18 protein-coding genes and 1 other annotated feature are annotated in these 16,785 nt (G+C 42.7%); of the genes, 5 read left to right on the forward strand and 13 right to left on the reverse strand.

Going from position 1 to position 16,785, the window contains the following annotated elements; translation table 11 throughout:
• Positions 1 to 55 precede the first annotated feature (55 nt).
• Complete coding sequence (locus WAX86_RS05675) at positions 56 to 994, forward strand: class I SAM-dependent methyltransferase (RefSeq protein WP_005300023.1); 939 nt, start codon at positions 56 to 58, stop codon at positions 992 to 994.
• Positions 995 to 1,141: 147 nt separating this feature from the next.
• Here WAX86_RS05675 and gspS2 read toward each other — a convergent pair whose 3' ends face one another.
• The 11 genes from gspS2 to aroF all read right to left on the reverse strand — a co-directional run bounded on the left by gspS2 (position 1,142) and on the right by aroF (position 10,764).
• Positions 1,142 to 1,528 carry a type II secretion system pilot lipoprotein GspS-beta gene (gene gspS2, locus WAX86_RS05680; RefSeq protein ID WP_239972039.1) on the reverse strand — a complete coding sequence of 129 codons (387 nt, stop codon included), beginning with the start codon at positions 1,526 to 1,528 and terminating at the stop codon, positions 1,142 to 1,144.
• 18 nt (positions 1,529 to 1,546) lie between these two features.
• Complete coding sequence (locus tag WAX86_RS05685; RefSeq protein WP_005300022.1) at positions 1,547 to 1,846, reverse strand: YciI family protein; 300 nt, start codon at positions 1,844 to 1,846, stop codon at positions 1,547 to 1,549.
• Positions 1,847 to 1,979: 133 nt separating this feature from the next.
• Entirely contained in the window at positions 1,980 to 2,378 is a 399-nt protein-coding gene (yciA, locus tag WAX86_RS05690) for an acyl-CoA thioester hydrolase YciA (protein ID WP_036764090.1), read from the reverse strand.
• A 12-nt stretch (positions 2,379 to 2,390) separates the two neighbouring features.
• Positions 2,391 to 2,930 carry a septation protein A gene (locus tag WAX86_RS05695; protein ID WP_036764088.1) on the reverse strand — a complete coding sequence of 180 codons (540 nt, stop codon included), beginning with the start codon at positions 2,928 to 2,930 and terminating at the stop codon, positions 2,391 to 2,393.
• A 114-nt stretch (positions 2,931 to 3,044) separates the two neighbouring features.
• Positions 3,045 to 3,857: a tryptophan synthase subunit alpha gene (gene trpA, locus WAX86_RS05700; RefSeq protein ID WP_138242281.1), complete on the reverse strand. Its 813-nt coding sequence runs from the start codon at positions 3,855 to 3,857 to the stop codon at positions 3,045 to 3,047.
• Entirely contained in the window at positions 3,857 to 5,047 is a 1,191-nt protein-coding gene (trpB, locus tag WAX86_RS05705) for a tryptophan synthase subunit beta (protein ID WP_065170308.1), read from the reverse strand. Before trpB ends, trpA begins: the two co-directional genes overlap by 1 nt.
• Positions 5,040 to 6,449: a bifunctional indole-3-glycerol-phosphate synthase TrpC/phosphoribosylanthranilate isomerase TrpF gene (trpCF, locus tag WAX86_RS05710; protein WP_341489373.1), complete on the reverse strand. Its 1,410-nt coding sequence runs from the start codon at positions 6,447 to 6,449 to the stop codon at positions 5,040 to 5,042. Before trpCF ends, trpB begins: the two co-directional genes overlap by 8 nt.
• Before the next feature lie 9 nt (positions 6,450 to 6,458).
• Positions 6,459 to 7,466 carry an anthranilate phosphoribosyltransferase gene (trpD, locus tag WAX86_RS05715; RefSeq protein WP_341489251.1) on the reverse strand — a complete coding sequence of 336 codons (1,008 nt, stop codon included), beginning with the start codon at positions 7,464 to 7,466 and terminating at the stop codon, positions 6,459 to 6,461.
• Positions 7,467 to 7,470: 4 nt separating this feature from the next.
• The gene (locus WAX86_RS05720) at positions 7,471 to 8,100 is read right to left on the reverse strand and encodes an aminodeoxychorismate/anthranilate synthase component II (RefSeq protein ID WP_044175305.1); all 630 of its coding nucleotides are present in this window, start codon (positions 8,098 to 8,100) and stop codon (positions 7,471 to 7,473) included.
• Positions 8,093 to 9,751 carry an anthranilate synthase component 1 gene (locus tag WAX86_RS05725; RefSeq protein ID WP_237032963.1) on the reverse strand — a complete coding sequence of 553 codons (1,659 nt, stop codon included), beginning with the start codon at positions 9,749 to 9,751 and terminating at the stop codon, positions 8,093 to 8,095. The genes WAX86_RS05720 and WAX86_RS05725 overlap by 8 nt, the downstream gene beginning before the upstream one ends.
• The gene (aroF, locus tag WAX86_RS05730) at positions 9,751 to 10,764 is read right to left on the reverse strand and encodes a 3-deoxy-7-phosphoheptulonate synthase (protein WP_341489252.1); all 1,014 of its coding nucleotides are present in this window, start codon (positions 10,762 to 10,764) and stop codon (positions 9,751 to 9,753) included. Before aroF ends, WAX86_RS05725 begins: the two co-directional genes overlap by 1 nt.
• Before the next feature lie 71 nt (positions 10,765 to 10,835).
• Positions 10,836 to 10,923, reverse strand: a sequence feature (Trp leader region).
• Between the two features lie 136 nt (positions 10,924 to 11,059).
• On the opposite strand from aroF, the gene WAX86_RS05735 reads away from it, so the two are divergent.
• From WAX86_RS05735 to rluB, 3 genes are all read left to right on the forward strand, one after another.
• A complete protein-coding gene (locus WAX86_RS05735; RefSeq protein ID WP_341489253.1) occupies positions 11,060 to 11,929 on the forward strand; it encodes a PHP domain-containing protein in 870 nt (289 codons plus the stop codon).
• A gap of 19 nt (positions 11,930 to 11,948) precedes the next feature.
• Positions 11,949 to 12,572, forward strand: a complete 624-nt coding sequence (locus tag WAX86_RS05740; protein ID WP_036764086.1) for an L-threonylcarbamoyladenylate synthase — start codon at positions 11,949 to 11,951, stop codon at positions 12,570 to 12,572.
• A 359-nt stretch (positions 12,573 to 12,931) separates the two neighbouring features.
• Entirely contained in the window at positions 12,932 to 14,089 is a 1,158-nt protein-coding gene (gene rluB / locus WAX86_RS05745; RefSeq protein WP_341489254.1) for a 23S rRNA pseudouridine(2605) synthase RluB, read from the forward strand.
• 83 nt (positions 14,090 to 14,172) lie between these two features.
• On the opposite strand, the gene WAX86_RS05750 is transcribed toward rluB, so the two are convergent.
• Positions 14,173 to 14,934, reverse strand: a complete 762-nt coding sequence (locus WAX86_RS05750; RefSeq protein ID WP_065170313.1) for a YciK family oxidoreductase — start codon at positions 14,932 to 14,934, stop codon at positions 14,173 to 14,175.
• A 276-nt stretch (positions 14,935 to 15,210) separates the two neighbouring features.
• On the opposite strand from WAX86_RS05750, the gene sohB reads away from it, so the two are divergent.
• Positions 15,211 to 16,272: a protease SohB gene (gene sohB, locus WAX86_RS05755; RefSeq protein WP_068945903.1), complete on the forward strand. Its 1,062-nt coding sequence runs from the start codon at positions 15,211 to 15,213 to the stop codon at positions 16,270 to 16,272.
• Positions 16,273 to 16,353: 81 nt separating this feature from the next.
• Here the strand turns inward: sohB and WAX86_RS05760 are convergent, their stop codons facing one another.
• Positions 16,354 to 16,602, reverse strand: coding sequence for a YciN family protein (locus tag WAX86_RS05760; protein ID WP_036765086.1), 249 nt, complete (start codon positions 16,600 to 16,602; stop codon positions 16,354 to 16,356).
• Between the last annotated feature and the right edge of the window lie 183 nt (positions 16,603 to 16,785).

Consider the following 16,785-nt stretch of genomic DNA (forward strand, 5'->3'; position numbering starts at 1 on the left):
CAGTCGCGATTTAGGTTAAAATTTCTATCCAGTTTAGTAAAAGTTGAATAAAAATATGGAAACCAGTGCTCTACCTAGCTTAGAAGCTCATTTATTATCATCCTTAGCAACACCACCATCAGAGGTTCGTCGTCTCTTTCATGGCCGTGGTCGTTGTTGGCAGGGGTTAGAGCAAATCACCGTTGACTACTTACAAGGTCAAGTTTTGGTGTCATTATTTAAAGAGCCTGAACCTGAGTTTCTGCAAGGCCTTTATGCGATGCTTGAAAATCTAGTATCACAACCACAATGGCAGCAAAGTGGCGCAACCTCTTTACTACTGCAACATCGAGACCGTCAAGGTTCACCGCTAGAAGTGATTTGGGGTGATCTGCGTGAATATCAAGATGTAATCGAAAGTGGTTTAACCTATAAACTCGATCTAGGACGTAATCAGAATAACGGCCTGTTTTTGGATATGCGTTATGGTCGTGATTGGGTTCGTGAACAAGCCAATGGTAAACGTGTACTCAATTTGTTTGCCTATACTTGTGGCTTTTCGGTTGCTGCGATTGCGGGTGGTGCCGAGCATGTGGTGAATCTAGATATGGCAAAGTCGGCATTAAGCCGAGGTCGTGATAATCATCATTTAAACCAACACGACTTAAAGAAGGTCTCTTTTTTAGGTCATGAGTTGTTTAAATCTTGGGGTAAGGTGCGTAAATTGGGGCCTTATGACTTGATCATTATCGATCCACCATCATTCCAAAAGGGCAGTTTTGCACTTACGAAAGATTATCAAAAAATTCTCCGCCGTTTGCCTGAATTACTGACTGAGAAGGGAACTGTTTTGGCGTGTGTGAATGACCCATCTATTTCATCTCAGTTTTTAATTGATGGCATGGCTCAAGAAGCCCCAAGCTTACAGTTTATTGAGCGTCTTGATAATCCTCCTGAGTTTAAGGATATTGATCCAGAAGGTGGTCTGAAGGCGTTAGTATTTAAATCAGCGTAATAGCACATGACTCTGATGGTCAAATAACTATCCCCAAGTAATCTCACATCTTGAAGCCTCTTGGGTATATAAATGGGTATATAAGTTAGCGACCATAAAGAAACCCCAGCATCTTGAATTAACTATCAAGTCGGCTGGGGTTTTTTATTAAAGTGTCTGTTGTTTACAATAAGCTTCTGAAATCGGTTGCTGGACAAGTTTGCGGCCCTGCATATCCATGATCGCGATATTGTAATTAACGCCTTGGGTAAAAAATGGCGTCAGCTCATCATTATTACAATAACTTCTTGCGGCACTCTTTGCAGCCTGCGTTGGGCTAATCGTACTGTTGCCTCCATACAGAATGGTGATTTCAACTGTATGGCCTTTAGCTTGTGCTCGTACGATTTGGTAAGCATCTATTTTAGGGTAAGGCGCTTTACTATTGATGCTTGCAGCGCGACTCTTTGCCATCGCATTAGCCACATCAGCATCAGAGGATGCACACCCTCCAAGAATCAATAGCGCACCGACAGCAATAACTTTTTTTAACATGACTGACTCGTTATTGGTTTATGGCAGAACTTTCTTAAATGGTTTTACGATAACTTTTTCGTAAACACCTGCATCAATATATGGGTCAGCATCAGCCCACGCTTGAGCATCTTCCAGAGAGGCAAAATCAGCAATGACAGTGGAACCTGTAAAGCCTGCTTCACCTGGATTTTCATCATCGATCGCTGGCATTGGCCCAGCAACAAGTAAACGACCTTCGTTTTGTAGATCTTTAAGGCGCGCAAGGTGTTTTTCGCGAACGCTCATACGGCGCTCTAAGCTGTTCTCAACATCTTGAGAAAAAATCACATACCACATGTAAGGACTCCCTTGTTGTTATTGTGATGATGTTATCCCCAAATCATATCAGGGGGAGATACCATAACCAATAAAAAAAGCACCCACCAGAGGAGAGTGCTTTTTCTTCGAATTTTGACCGATTCTTAACGTATTATGCTTTTTTAATCGGACGAGGTCGACCTTCAGAGTTGATCGCAACATAGTTAAAGGTCGCTTGACACACTCGGTAGCGTTCGCCTACTTCTTCTTGAGCAACAGGCTTAACCCACACTTCCAATGCGACACTCATCGATGTGTTACCGATACGCTTACACTCACCGTAACAACACACAACATCACCCACACCAACTGGTGCTTTAAATTCAATACTTTCTACAGAGACAGTAACAACACGGCCTCCTGAGATTTCTTTGGCTAAAATGGCACCAGCTAGATCAAGTTGAGACATGATCCATCCACCAAAGATGTCACCATTGGCATTGGTATCGGCAGGCATGGCAAGCGTACGAAGCAGTAGCTGTCCGCAAGGGATATTGTTGTCAGGGTTCATCGAGTTTTGCATCTATTCTGAGTCGGTTGTTTTAGGAATATGGCGGTAGATATAACCACCAGTGAGAGCGGTAAATAGCAAAGTTAAGATCAGCAAACCAAAGACTTTGAAATCTACCCATACTTCCAGCGGTAATGTGAAAGCAATATAGACGTTTAAAACGGCAAGGACAACAAAAAACAGGCTCCAAGCCAAATTGATTCTTTTCCAGACCGGTTCTGGCAGGGTTAATTCTTTACCAAGCATACTTTTAATCAGGGGCTTGCCCATCATTTGACTAATAGCAAGGCCAGCAGCAAAGAGCACATAGATGATAGTCACTTTCCATTTTATGAAATTTTCATCGTGCATAAACAGGGTTAAGCTGCCGAAAATCAATACCATAAAGAAGGTCGCAAGCTGCATTTTTTCGACCTTTTTATACATAAACCAAGTCACCGCAAGTTGAATTGTTGTTGCGATGATTAAAGCGCCTGTTGCCACAAAGATGTCAAACATTTTGAATAAGACGAAAAAGACGACAAGTGGGATAAAATCAAGAATTTGTTTCATTGAATGTGCTCAATCAATACTGATACTGACGCTAGTATACCTTGTTGGCCCGATGAAACCAAAAATCCTCCAGTGGCGGAGGACTTTTGATGTTATTTCCAAGCAGAGCCTGTGCTATTGACTGTTTTTAGTCGCCGCTTTCATGGTTTGAATAAAGTGGCTCATTGCCTTGAGTAATTCCTCTGGTTGCTCTAAATGGGTTTCAATAATTTTTACAACGGCAGAGCCTGATATCGCACCAGCAGCCCCTGCTTTTATTGCATCGGAAACTTGTTCTGGACTGGAAATGCCAAAGCCAAGTAAAGCCGGTGGCGCATGGTGATCTTTTAAGCTTTTTAGTAGATGGTCAACGGGCATTCCGGCTTTGGTTTCTGCTCCTGTTACCCCTGCCCGTGAGAGCAAATAGGTATAACCAGAACCGTATTCTGCCACCATTTTTAATGTTTCTTCATCAGCATTGGGTGGAGCAATGAAAATTGCATCGATGCCATGTTTTTCTGCTGCCTGACGAAACTCTGCTGAGGCGTGTAGCGGCACATCTGCAATTAAAACGGAGTCAATTCCAGCTTCTGCGCACTGATGATAGAAATTATCTAGGCCTGCTGCAAAAACTAAGTTGGCATACATTAAGAGGCCAATTGGCAGTTCTGGATATTTAAGACGAATTTGTTTTAGCAATTCAAAACAGACAGGTGGTGTTGTCCCCGCTGCAAGTGCTCGAATTGTAGCGCCTTGAATCGTAGGACCGTCTGCAAGCGGATCGGAAAAAGGAATGCCTAACTCCAGAGCATCAGCACCAGATTCAACCAAAGTATCGATAATCTGAAGAGATAAAGTTGGATTTGGATCGCCAATGGTAACAAAAGGAACAAAAGCACCTTCGTTGCGAGCACCTAATCGGTCAAATAAAAGAGAATAACGATCCATTATAGTGCTCCTTGTGCTGTTAAGATGTCGTGAACGGTGAAGATGTCTTTATCACCACGGCCAGATAAGTTCACCACCAACAATTGTTCTTTGTCTGGATTTTCCTGAATCAGTTTAAGTGCATAGGCAAGGGCATGGGCTGATTCAAGAGCTGGAATAATACCTTCATTTCGAGCCAGTAATTGAAACGCTTCAAGGGCTTCATCATCGGTAACAGAGCCATATTCAGCACGACCAATTGCATTTAAATGAGCGTGTTGAGGACCAACGGATGGAAAATCTAGGCCAGCAGAAACAGAATAAGATTCTTCGACTTGACCGTATTGATCTTGCATTAGCGGGGCTTTCATACCAAAGAAAATGCCGAGTTTGCCATGTTTAAGTGGCGCGCCGTGCATATTAGTATCAAGGCCTTTACCGGCAGGCTCAACACCAATGAGTCCGACACTGGTTTCTTCGATAAAATCAGCAAACATACCTATTGCATTAGAACCGCCGCCAACACATGCGATTACTGCATCGGGTAGGCGGCCTTCTTTGGCTAATATTTGAGCTTTTGTCTCTTCGCCAATAACACGTTGAAACTCTCTTACTATGGTTGGAAATGGATGTGGACCTGCGGCGGTGCCAAGTAAGTAGTGTGCTTTGTCATAGCTGGCAGACCAATCACGCATCGCTTCATTACAGGCATCTTTAAGTGTGGCCGATCCCGAATGAACTGGAATTACCGTTGCGCCCATCAGCTTCATTCGAAAGACGTTTGGACTTTGGCGCTCGACATCTTTTGCTCCCATGTAAATACGGCATTTCAGGCCAAGCAGCGCACAGGCAAGAGCGGTTGCGACCCCATGTTGTCCAGCCCCCGTTTCTGCAATAATTTCATCTTTACCCATGCGTTTTGCAAGTAGTGCCTGACCTAATACTTGATTGGTTTTATGGGCTCCACCGTGAAGAAGATCTTCTCGCTTAAGATAGAGCTTTGTTTTACTCCCTTTAGTGAGGTTTTGGCATAAAGTCAGTGCCGTTGGACGACCAGCATATTCTTTTAGTAACTCAATAAATTGTTGTGAAAACTCAGGATCTTGTTGGGCATCAATAAAGGCTTGCTCAAGTTGATCTAAAGCTGGAACGAGGATCTGCGGCACATATTGACCACCAAATTCTCCGAAGTAGGGATCTAATTTACTCATAATGACGGTTTTCCTTAATTTGTCTGATTGCCGCAAATGCTGCTTGTAATTTTTGAGGATCTTTCTGTCCCGGTTTGATCTCAACGCCTGAGTTAAGATCTAAGCCTGCACAGTGAATATGAGTTGCTATAAAAGCATTACTTGGGTTGATACCACCTGCGATCATTAACTGGGATTTTTGTTGTTCGGATAATGAATCTAGTAATGACCAGTCAAATTGCTGTCCAGTCCCACCCAGTTGTAGGCCGACTTTACAATCGAGTAAATGGCGATCAACATCAGGAAGAAAGTCTGGAAGTTGCTCTCCTTCGATGCCATAGGCTTTCCATATTTGACAAGTAATCTGGCTTTCTTGCAGCTGTTTGGTTAGCTCAGCAATATAAGCGGTATCTTCTTGCCCATGTAGCTGTACGCCATAAAGACCCAGAGCTTTAACAGTCTGAACAATTTCTTCACTAGTTTGGTTTTGGAATACCCCAATATACTTAAGAGGGGCACCACTCATCACCATTCTTGCTTGTTCATTACTGATGGCACGAGGTGATGCTTTCGCAAAAATTAAGCCACCATAATAAGCGCCTGATTGGTACGCATAACTGGCATCATCAGAGTGGGTTAGACCACATACTTTGTTTTCGCCTAAGATGACCTTTCGCACGGCCAGTTCCAGATCGTTTTCTGCCATTAAAGCGCTACCAATTAAAAAGCCATCGGCATACTGGGCCAGTTCTCGTACTTGCTGATTATTGTAAATTCCCGATTCTGAAATGACGGTGACATCATTAGGTAGCTTTGGCGCAAGTTGTTTAGTGCGATTTAGATCAATAGAAAGATCGCGCAAATTACGATTATTGATCCCAACTACGGTCGCTTTTAAATCGATGGCTCTTTGTAACTCATCTTCTGTACTGACTTCGGTTAATACGCCCATACCCAGTTGATGAGCTAGGGTTGATAATTGTTGGTACGTTTCATCATCAAGGACTGATAGCATCAATAAAATCGCATCGGCTTGATAATAGCGAGCTAAGTAGACTTGATAGGGATCGATCATAAAGTCTTTGCAAAGTACAGGCTGTTCAACTTGCTCTCTGACATGAGTGATAAATTCAAACTGGCCTTGGAAATACTTTTCATCAGTAAGGACTGAAATCGCACTGGCATAACGGCGGTAAACTTTTGCGATAGCATCAAGATTAAAATCAGCACGAATTAATCCCTTTGATGGTGATGCTTTTTTGCATTCGAGAATAAAGGCTACGGGCTGCTGTTTTAATGCTTGATAAAAACTGCGTTCAGAGGTTTTAACTGCCGACTTAAAGCCAGTAAGCGGCTGCAATTTTTTTCGTGCTTCTACCCACAGACGTTTATCGGCAACGATTTTTTGTAATACGGTTTCCATTGTCATGGGTTATTTTCCCCTTGCAGCCAGTTGTTCTACTAGATGGTAGGCAACACCGGTTTTCATAATTGTCAGCGCTTTTTCTGTGTTGGCTTTTAGATCTTCGTGGCCAAAGAGACGAAGCAGTAAAGCAACATTAATGGCGACAGCGGCCTCCTGAGCTGGAGTGCCTTTACCGGTTAAAATATGTTGGATGATGGTTCGATTTTCCTCTGGGCTACCACCTTTTATCGCTTCAAGAGGGTAAGTATCCAAACCAAAATCTGCTGGCGTTACCGTGTATTGTTTAATTTCACCGTTAATAATTTCAGCGACTAAGGTTTCACCATGAATGGCGACTTCATCCAGACCTGAGCCATGGACAACGGCAGCGCGTTTAAAACCTAATGTTGCAATGGTTTTGGCGATAGGAAGCACCAATTCTGGTGAGTAGACCCCCATTAATTCAATGGTCGGCTTAGCGGGGTTAATTAAGGGACCAAGCAAATTGAAGATGGTACGAGTTTTTAAACTTTGACGCACGGGCATCGCATGACGTACGCCTTGATGATATTGCGGGGCAAACAAGAAACAGATCCCCAATTCATCGAGCGCTTTACGAGCCTCTTGTGCCGTCATGGCTAAATCAATACCAAATTTATCCAGTAGATCAGATGAACCTGACTGACTCGAAACGCCGCGGTTACCATGCTTGGCTACTTTTACGCCGCAAGCACTGGCTACAAAGGCTGCTGTGGTCGAAATATTAATGGTATTTGCGCCATCGCCTCCGGTACCAACAATATCGGCAAAATCATAATCTGGGGTTGGAAAATTGTTGGCATTGTCTTGAAGTGCGCTCGCGGCTCCTGCTATTTCACTTGGGGTTTCCCCTTTAATTTTGAGTGCGGTTAAAACAGCAGATAACACCACAGGCTCAACTTCGCCTTTAATGATCGCATCAAACAGCTGATAACTTTCTGTTTGATCGAGTGATTCTTGTTGTAACAGTTTATTGGTCAGTTCATGTACCGTCATAATATCATCCTTGATTCTGTGCTGGTGTGGTCAGATCGAGTGGTGTTGCAGGGCGTGATATCCAATCAAGCGTCTGCGCTAACAGTTGAGCTCCTTGAGTGGTGAGAATTGACTCGGGATGAAATTGAAATCCACACACTTTATCTTGCTCATGAACAACCGCCATAACGAGTTGATTGGCTTTTGCAATAACATGTAATGGTTCAACAACTTGGGTTGCAACCAATGAGTGGTAACGAGCAATGGGAAAAGAAGAGGGCAGATCGCCAAAAATCCTATGACCATTATGCTCAAGCATATCAGCCTTACCATGCATGATTTCACCCGCGCCTGCTACAGTGCCACCATAAGATTCAACGATTGCCTGATGCCCAAGGCAGATCCCTAAAATCGGCACTTTTCCTTTCATTAACTCAATTAGGTGTGGCATGCATCCCGCATCATTTGGCGCTCCTGGTCCTGGGGATAAAACCAATACGGCATTAGGGAGTGCTTGAATATGTTGTGCTAGTCGGTAAGCATCAGCACTGTTGCGAAATACGGTAACCGAGTGGCCAAGCGAGCGAAATTGGTCGACAAGGTTGTAAGTGAAAGAGTCATAGTTATCGAGTAAAACAATATGAGTATTATTCATTATGTGACTCCTTTGAGTTTTGAGTCCTCAAGCTGTTTGCCGAAGTTGAATGGGCCTGCTGTATGGCTCTGATCACAGCTTGCGCTTTAGCTCGTGTTTCATCTGTTTCAGCCTGAGGTATGGAGTCGTACACGACGCCAGCACCCGCTTGAACCGTTGCCACCTCGTTTTCTACATAGGCAGAGCGGATCACGATGCAAGTATCCATGTCTCCTGTGCCAGTAAGGTAGCCGACTGCACCGCCATAGCTACCTCTTCTTTGCTGCTCGACTTGGCGGATCAGTTGCATGGCTCGAATTTTTGGTGCCCCTGTCAGCGTGCCCATATTCATACAAGCTTGATAGGCGTGAAGAGCATCAAGGTCACTTCTTAATTGGCCGACAACTCTTGAGACTAAATGCATCACGTGACTATAACGGTCGACTTTAAGTAAATCAGCAACATAACGAGAGCCTGGTTCACTGATTCTGGCAACGTCATTGCGTGCTAAATCGACCAGCATCATGTGTTCAGCTTTTTCTTTTACATCGCAGCGAAGTTCCAGTTCAATACGCCCATCTAGGTCTAAATTAATTGAACCATCACGGTTTTTACCTCGAGGTCGGGTTCCTGCTATAGGGTAAATCTCAACTTGATTGGTTGCTTTGCTGTATTTCAATGCACTTTCAGGAGATGCGCCAAATAAGGTGAAATCTTGATCGCGCAAATAAAACATATAAGGACTCGGATTACCCTGCTTTAGGGCTCGATAAGCTGCCAACGGGTCGGGACATGGCAGAGTAAATTGGCGCGATGGCACGACTTGGAAAATATCACCTGCAATCACATGTTGTTTAAGAAAGTTGACCTGTTGACAGAATTGCTCATCACTAACATTTGTTGTGGGTGCTACATTGGTCATCACAGGGGCTGGTGGCACAGTGATCTTAGTTAAACATTGCTCTTTGATTGCCTGAATACGACGACTTAATTCATGGTAGTTGTGTGCATAGTGAGAGTTATCGCCCGGTGAATCCTCTGATGATTGGTGGCTAAACAGTGACGCTTGCAGTTTGCTTTTACGTTTTTGGTGATCCATAACCAATAACGTTTCTGCCACATAAAACACATAATCAGGGCATTGAGTTTTAGCATCTACCTCTGGCAAGGGTTCAAATGCAGCCACAAGATCGTAGGCAAAGAGTCCGGCTAGAAATAGGGCATCATGGGGTAAAGCCGTGGTTGGATACAGTTGCTGTACAGCACGTAGGGCATCGAAATTAGATGCTTGACGTAAGCGGCTATCTTCATCTAATTCGGTGTCTTGATGATGTGAGAGATAGCTTAAGGTGAGTGTTTTACGAGATTGTTGCGTAATTAGAGATGGATCAAGTCTATCAACCAAACTGGCTAATACATTTTCACCATTTAAGGTCAGAGCTTCAAAATCGACTTGATGACCTCGACAGACAATGCGCACCGCAGCATCAATCAGCATCAGGCTTTTTAAATTCTGTTTGGAATCTACTTCAGCCGATTCCAAGAGAAGACTATTCGTACTTTGCCCACACAGAGCATAGTAGAGCTCTGTTGGGTCAGCAACATAAGGGACTTCTAGTGCCAACACTTCAAGCTGAGCAGAGGCTTGTGGCGTACTATCCTTATACGTCATTACAGCGTTCTCCCCGCCGCCTCAACAAACGGCGTTATTTCATCCATAAGTTGCGCAAACATTGGACCTGTTAGTGCTTGATGACCATCAGATAGTGCTTGGCATGGATTGAGATGTGTCTCCACAATAATGCCATCAGCACCAACGGCAACAGCAGCTCGTGACAGTGGAACCACTAACTCACGGACGCCAGTTCCATGGCTTGGGTCAACAACAACAGGTAAATGGCTACGCTGTTTTAAATAAGCAACGGCGTTTAAGTCCAGAGTATTACGCGTTGCGGTTTCAAAGGTTCGAATACCTCGTTCACATAAAATAATATTAGGGTTACCGGCGTCATAGATATATTCTGCAGCAAGCAGCAGCTCTTCAATAGTTGCAGCAAGGCCTCGCTTAAGTAATACCGGTTTACTGCTTTCGCCAACGGCTTTAAGTAAACCGTAATTTTGCATATTTCTTGCGCCAATTTGTAAACAATCAACGTATTGGCACATAATGTCAAGTTGACTGATATCCATTACTTCAGAAACCGTTGGTAGCCCCAGCTGTTGATTTGCTTGTTGAAGAAGCTGAAGTCCTGTTTCGCCAAGTCCTTGAAAATCATAGGGGCTAGTTCGGGGTTTATAAGCACCACCACGTAAAGCGATAGCACCATATTGTTTTACCATTTCAGCTACCGACAACAATTGTTGCTCCGATTCTACGGAACATGGTCCTGCAATGACGGCAAACTTGTCTCCACCTATAACCGCATTACCAAATCTAACCTGAGTGTCGTGTGCTTGAACTTCACGACTTACCATTTTGTATTTAGTCAAAATAGGTTTGACATTTTCGACAAAGGGATACGCTTCAAAATTCATTGCTTGTAATTTACGTTCATCACCTAATGCGCCTAAGACAATACGTTCAACCCCAGGCATATACAGTGGTTTTAGCCCAGCAGATTCAATTTTTGCTAATAATTCTTTGGCTTGTTTTTCAGTAGCTTGAGGTTTTAATACAATAATCATTGTCAGTTCCTTGTTATCTTGTCGCGCTGAATGTGTGGTATCAAGAATCAAGTAATGGGCTACATTTAGGTATGAAAAAGCCCACACTCAGCGGGCTTTATGAATTTATGTTAGGTACAGAAACTCACACCACCCGGGTAGGGAAGTGCCACCACCAAGAGGTGAATAAAGTTCGGTTTTGTAAGTGAAATTGCTGTACCATGTTAAAAAATCCTAAGAGATGTAGTGCAAACGTGTATTAGGTATCTGTGTACTAGTAAACTAGTATGTAAATGCAAAGTCAAGATGTAAATGTATGTTATTTGATCTCCATACGCACACGACGGCTTCTGATGGTCGCTTAACCCCAGAAGAATTGGTTAAGCGAGCGGTAGAGAGACGCGTTGATGTGCTTGCTATTACTGACCACGACACTGTGGCAGCGTTGCCTATCGCACAAGATGTGATTGACCAACAAAATTTGCCAATAACTTTGATTAATGGCATAGAAATATCAACGGTTTGGCAAAATTTTGATATACATATAGTTGGACTTAATATTGATCCGATGCATCCAGCTATGACGCAACTTATTGCTGAGCAAGCTGAGCGCCGTCATAAGCGAGCGCAAGAAATTGGTGAGCGCCTTGCCAAAAAACGTATTGAAGGGGCATTTGAAGGAGCTTCTCAATTAGCAAATGGTGATACAATCACTCGTGCTCATTTTGCGCAATGGTTAGTTGAGCAAGGGCACGCTAAAACGATGCAGGCGGTATTTAAGAAATTCTTAACTCGTGGTAATCCCGGTTATGTGCCACCCAATTGGTGTACGATTGCCGAGGCAGTTACTGCGATTCATGCCTCTGGGGGTAAAGCGGTTATTGCCCACCCAGGTCGTTACAAGATGACAGCAAAATGGCTTAAACGCCTGATTGCCTGTTTTATAGAAGCAAAAGGTGATGCTATTGAAGTAGCACAACCTCAGCAAGGACCGCAGGAGCGTCGTACCTTAGGGGATTACGCGATCACGTATCATTTATTAGCTTCTCAAGGCTCTGATTTTCATTATCAATCTCCATGGACAGAGCTTGGCCGTAACTTATGGCTACCTAAAGATGTTGTACCGATTTGGCACGATTGGACGGTAGAGAAAAAACGAGAAGATGTTGAGCAACCTCACGTCTAATCTCGTGATTGGAGGAAATATGAGTCAGTTTTTTTATGTTCATCCAGAAAACCCACAAACGCGTTTAATCAATCAAGCGGTTGAAATTATTCGTAATGGTGGAGTTATTGTTTACCCGACAGATTCCGGTTATGCCCTTGGTTGCCAATTAGAAAATAAATCGGCGCTAGAGCGTATCTGCCAAATTCGTCGTTTAAATGATAAGCATAATTTTACGCTGTTATGTCGCGATCTTTCTGAAATTTCGCTTTATGCTCGTGTGGATAATGCAGCGTTTCGTTTATTACGTAACAACACACCTGGTGCTTACACCTTTATTTTTAAAGGAACGAAAGACGTACCTCGCCGCTTAATGAATCCAAAACGTAAAACCATTGGTATTCGTGTACCAGATAATCAAATTGCCTTGGATTTATTGGCAGCACTTGGTGAGCCTATGATGTCAACCAGCTTGATTTTACCGAACCATGAGATGACTGAGTCTGATCCTGATGAGATCCGCGATAAGTTAGAGCATGCGGTCGATTTGATTATTCATGGCGGTTATTTAGGCGAGCAGCCAACAACGGTTATCGATTTTAGTAATGATGATATTGAAATCGTTCGCGTTGGTGCCGGTGATCCAGCTCCATTTGAAGGTTAAAAGGCCTTAACTAAGCTGAGTTCTAATTGATTTTGAGATAGCGGCGGTAGCATATTGTCTGGTTAGGACAAGTTCTATTGGCCGCTATCTTTTTTATAGCTTGCACATGGGATTTTTGGCATAATAGCGAGCTAATTTGTTGTTGAGATAGTTTGAAAAAACATCTTGGCGACCCCTAAAAATGTAAATGGTACAATAAACTAGATTTTCAATATTAAAACAATGACTTATGGCTTTGACTATCATCAAGCGATTGTCGCTGTATTGGCATCAGATTAAGCAAAATTATTTTTGTTTAATGTTTATAGTTTATTGATAAAGATTTCGACGCCTGTGAAGGCGACAAGGTTTGTCTGAAAATGAGTGAAAAATTACAGAAGGTGCTAGCACGTGCTGGCCAAGGTTCTCGTCGTGAAATTGAATTAATGATTCAAAACGGTCGAGTAAGTGTTGACGGCGATGTGGCTAAACTGGGCGACCGTCTAGAAGATATGACTGCTTCTGTGCGAATTGACGGACGTCGCATTGAACTTGTCGCATCAACTGACGAAGTATGCCGTGTTTTAGCATATAACAAGCCAGAAGGTGAACTGTGTACACGTCACGATCCAGAAGGTCGTCGTACAGTATTTGATCGCTTACCTCGCTTAAATAATGGTCGTTGGGTATCAGTTGGTCGTCTTGATGCAAATACATCAGGTATGTTGCTGTTCACTACAGATGGTGAATTAGCAAACCGTTTGATGCACCCAAGCCATAGCGTTCAACGTGAATATATGGTTCGTGTCTTTGGTGAAATCTCTGAAGATATGGTTCGTAACCTTGTTCGTGGTGTTGAACTAGAAGATGGTATGGCACGTTTTGAAGACGTTGTTTATGCTGGTGGCGAAGGTATGAACCACACATTTTATGTGGTAATTACTGAAGGCCGTAACCGCGAAGTTCGTCGTCTATGGGCTTCTCAAGGCGTTACAGTAAGCCGTCTAAAGCGTGTACGATACGGTGATATCTACTTGAGCAAAGAACTGCCTCGCGGTGGTTGGATGGAGCTTGAGCTTAACGATGTTAACTACCTACGTGAATTAGTAGGCTTACAACCAGAGACTGAAACTGAATTAACAGTGGAAGGTCAAAAACGTAAGCGTAATGTTCGTCAAATTCGTCGTGCAGTTCGTCGTTTTGAAGAGCGTGCAGATAATACGAATTCTCGCCGTCGTAATGATCGTCGTTCAACTACTCGCAATAGTGATGTAGAAAAAGCAGGTAATGATAAACCACGCCGTCCATCAACGCGTAGCAGCGATGTGGATAAGGCTGGTAATCAGAAGCCTCGTCGTCCTTCTACACGTAATTCTGGTGCGGACAAAGCTGAAAACAATAAGCCACGTCGTCAGCCTCGTCAAAATGACGCTGATAACAACGGCGGTAATAAGGCTCGCAAGCCAGCAGGTAACGGTGCAAATCGCCGTAACCCTCTAGCTTCTAAGCCAACGAATAAGCCTCGTACTCGTAAATAATTATTTTGAGTATGTTGATATAATAAGAAGGCCGCTCTGAATTTACAGAGCGGCCTTTTTAATACAGAAAAATTATTTGAATATTAGCTTGCTGCACCTGGTTGGCGTTTAGGTTGTGCATCAATACATTCACCGTGAATATGACCGCCTTCTGGTGCCATCAAATAAAGATACAGGGGCATAATGTCTTTAGGGGTTTTTAATTGATTAGGATCTTCAGCAGGGAAGGCTTGAGCGCGCATGCCAGTACGAGTACCTCCTGGATTAATCGCATTAACTTTCACGTTTGTATTTGTTAGTTCATCAGCTAAAACTTGCATCATCCCTTCGGTTGCAAACTTGGAAATTGCATAACTGCCCCAAAATGCTCGGCCAATATGGCCAACTGTCGATGAGGTAAAGATAATACGGCCATCAGATGCTTGTTTTAGTAAAGGTAGGAGTGCTTGAGTCATTAAAAACTGTGCTTTAACGTTTACTTTCATCACATCATCAAAGCTGGCTTCATCAATTTGGTCAAAAGGGCTGAGAACCCCAAGTAAACCTGCACTATGCAATACACCATCTAAACGACCAAACTGTTGTTCTATAGTGTCAGCCATATCCTGATAATTTTGCTTTGTTGCGCCAAGCAGATCCATCGGTATGATTGCTGGAGTTGGCAAGCCTTGTTGCTCAATTTCATCATAAACCGCTTCCAGTTTAGCGACTGTACGGCCCAGTAAAATGACAGTAGCACCGTGAGCGGCATACTGCATAGCAGCTTCTCGTCCAATACCATCGCCAGCTCCTGTCACTAAGATTACGCGATCTTTGAGGGCATCTTGAGCAATTGAATAATTCACGTTCGTATTCCTTTTTAATAAATTGGCTGCAAATTGCCGATATTGTCGACACTTACCTAAATTTTCTGCAACAAATCGCTATTATTGCGAACTTTTATCATTTATATAGTCAAACAATATCAAAGATTGTGGTAGTTTTCTTGAGTGTAGCTCTGTTTTTTTCGGCAAATGTTGAGAAAAATGGCGCAATTTTGTAATTGGATGATGATTAATACTGTCACATGGTTACAATAGTGAGAGTTATGCTTACTAGCTGATTTTAAAGAGGGTTATACCTTGGAATTTATTTTAGAGTACGGATTATTTTTAGCTAAGATTGCAACTGTTGTGGTTGCGGTTGTGGCTATTTTATTAGTGGTTAAAGGTATTAAAGGTCATGGTGGTTCACAAAAAGGTGAATTAGAAGTAACTGACCTAACAGAGCAATATAAAGAAACAGTTAGCCAACTAGAAGAGCATCTATTTGATAAATCTCTGCTAAAAGCTCGTGATAAAGCAGAGAAAAAAGCTGATAAAGAGCAAGAAAAAGCACGTCAAAATGAAGTGAAAAAGGCGGCAAAAGAGGGTGAGCTTGATTTCTCTCGTGACTCTCGTCTTTTTGTGATCGACTTTAAAGGCAGTATTGATGCACGCGAAGTTTCTGCTCTTCGTCAAGAAGTTACTGCTATCTTAGCCGTTGCTCAAGAAGGTGATGAAGTGCTGTTACGTCTAGAGACTGGCGGCGGTATGGTTCATGGTTACGGCCTTGCATCATCGCAACTTGATCGTCTTAAAGCGGCAGGCTTAAAGCTAACAATTTCTGTCGATAAAGTCGCGGCAAGTGGCGGTTATATGATGGCATGTGTGGCTGATAAAATTATCTCCGCACCTTTTGCGATTGTTGGTTCAATTGGCGTGATTGCTCAAATTCCTAACTTCAATAAAGTATTGAAGAAAAATGATATTGAGTTTGAACAAATTACAGCAGGTGAGTTTAAGCGTACATTGACCATGTTTGGTGAAAATACCGATAAAGCTCGCGAGAAATTTAAGCTTGAGATTGAAGAAACACATGGCTTATTTAAAGATTTCATCGCAAATCATCGCCCTGAATTGGATTTAAATAAAGTAGCAACAGGTGAACACTGGTTTGGTCAACAAGCTTTTGAACTTGGTTTGGTTGATGCTATTGGCACCAGTGATGATTTTATTACTGCTGCTTGCAAAGAGCGCAAAGTGCTGGGTGTGAAATACGTACAACGTAAGAAGCTGGCAGAAAAACTTGCGGGTGCGACTGCTGAAGCGACAGACAGTTTATTATTAAAGTGGGTAGGACGAGGCCAGCGCCCATTTATGTAATAAGCAGCGAGTTGTTGCTTAAATAACAATGAGAAACCCGTGTTGATTATATCGCACGGGTTTTTTCTTATAAGACTAGAATTAATCAGCTAAAGTAAATTCTGGTGATAATTGATGTGCTAGAAACTTAAACATATTAAATACATGGGTCGTATTTTCTGTTGGTAGTCCTTCATCATCTAAAAAGTACTCCCCTTTAAATACGAGAACGCCCATTTTTTCTTCAACAGATGTTGCACGCATACCTGGGATATAATCATCATGATCTTGGATTAGCTGATTAGCAATCATTAATAAGTCACTGGTAGAGATACTTTTTTTATCGCTCATGGTTTTGCCTTTAGGGTATTTCTGAGAGGCTAAGTGTATTGCGAGTCGAAGAAGATGACAAATATTCTTTGAATCTTGTTTCTTGGTAAAACTGTTTAAACAAAAGGCAGTCATCTATTAATCAGTAAAAATATTGTGAACCAATACATAAAAATATGCGCTTTGATAGTCAAAACTAATATG

This window comes from Photobacterium damselae subsp. damselae (genome assembly GCF_038086725.1).
Taxonomy (GTDB): domain Bacteria; phylum Pseudomonadota; class Gammaproteobacteria; order Enterobacterales; family Vibrionaceae; genus Photobacterium; species Photobacterium damselae.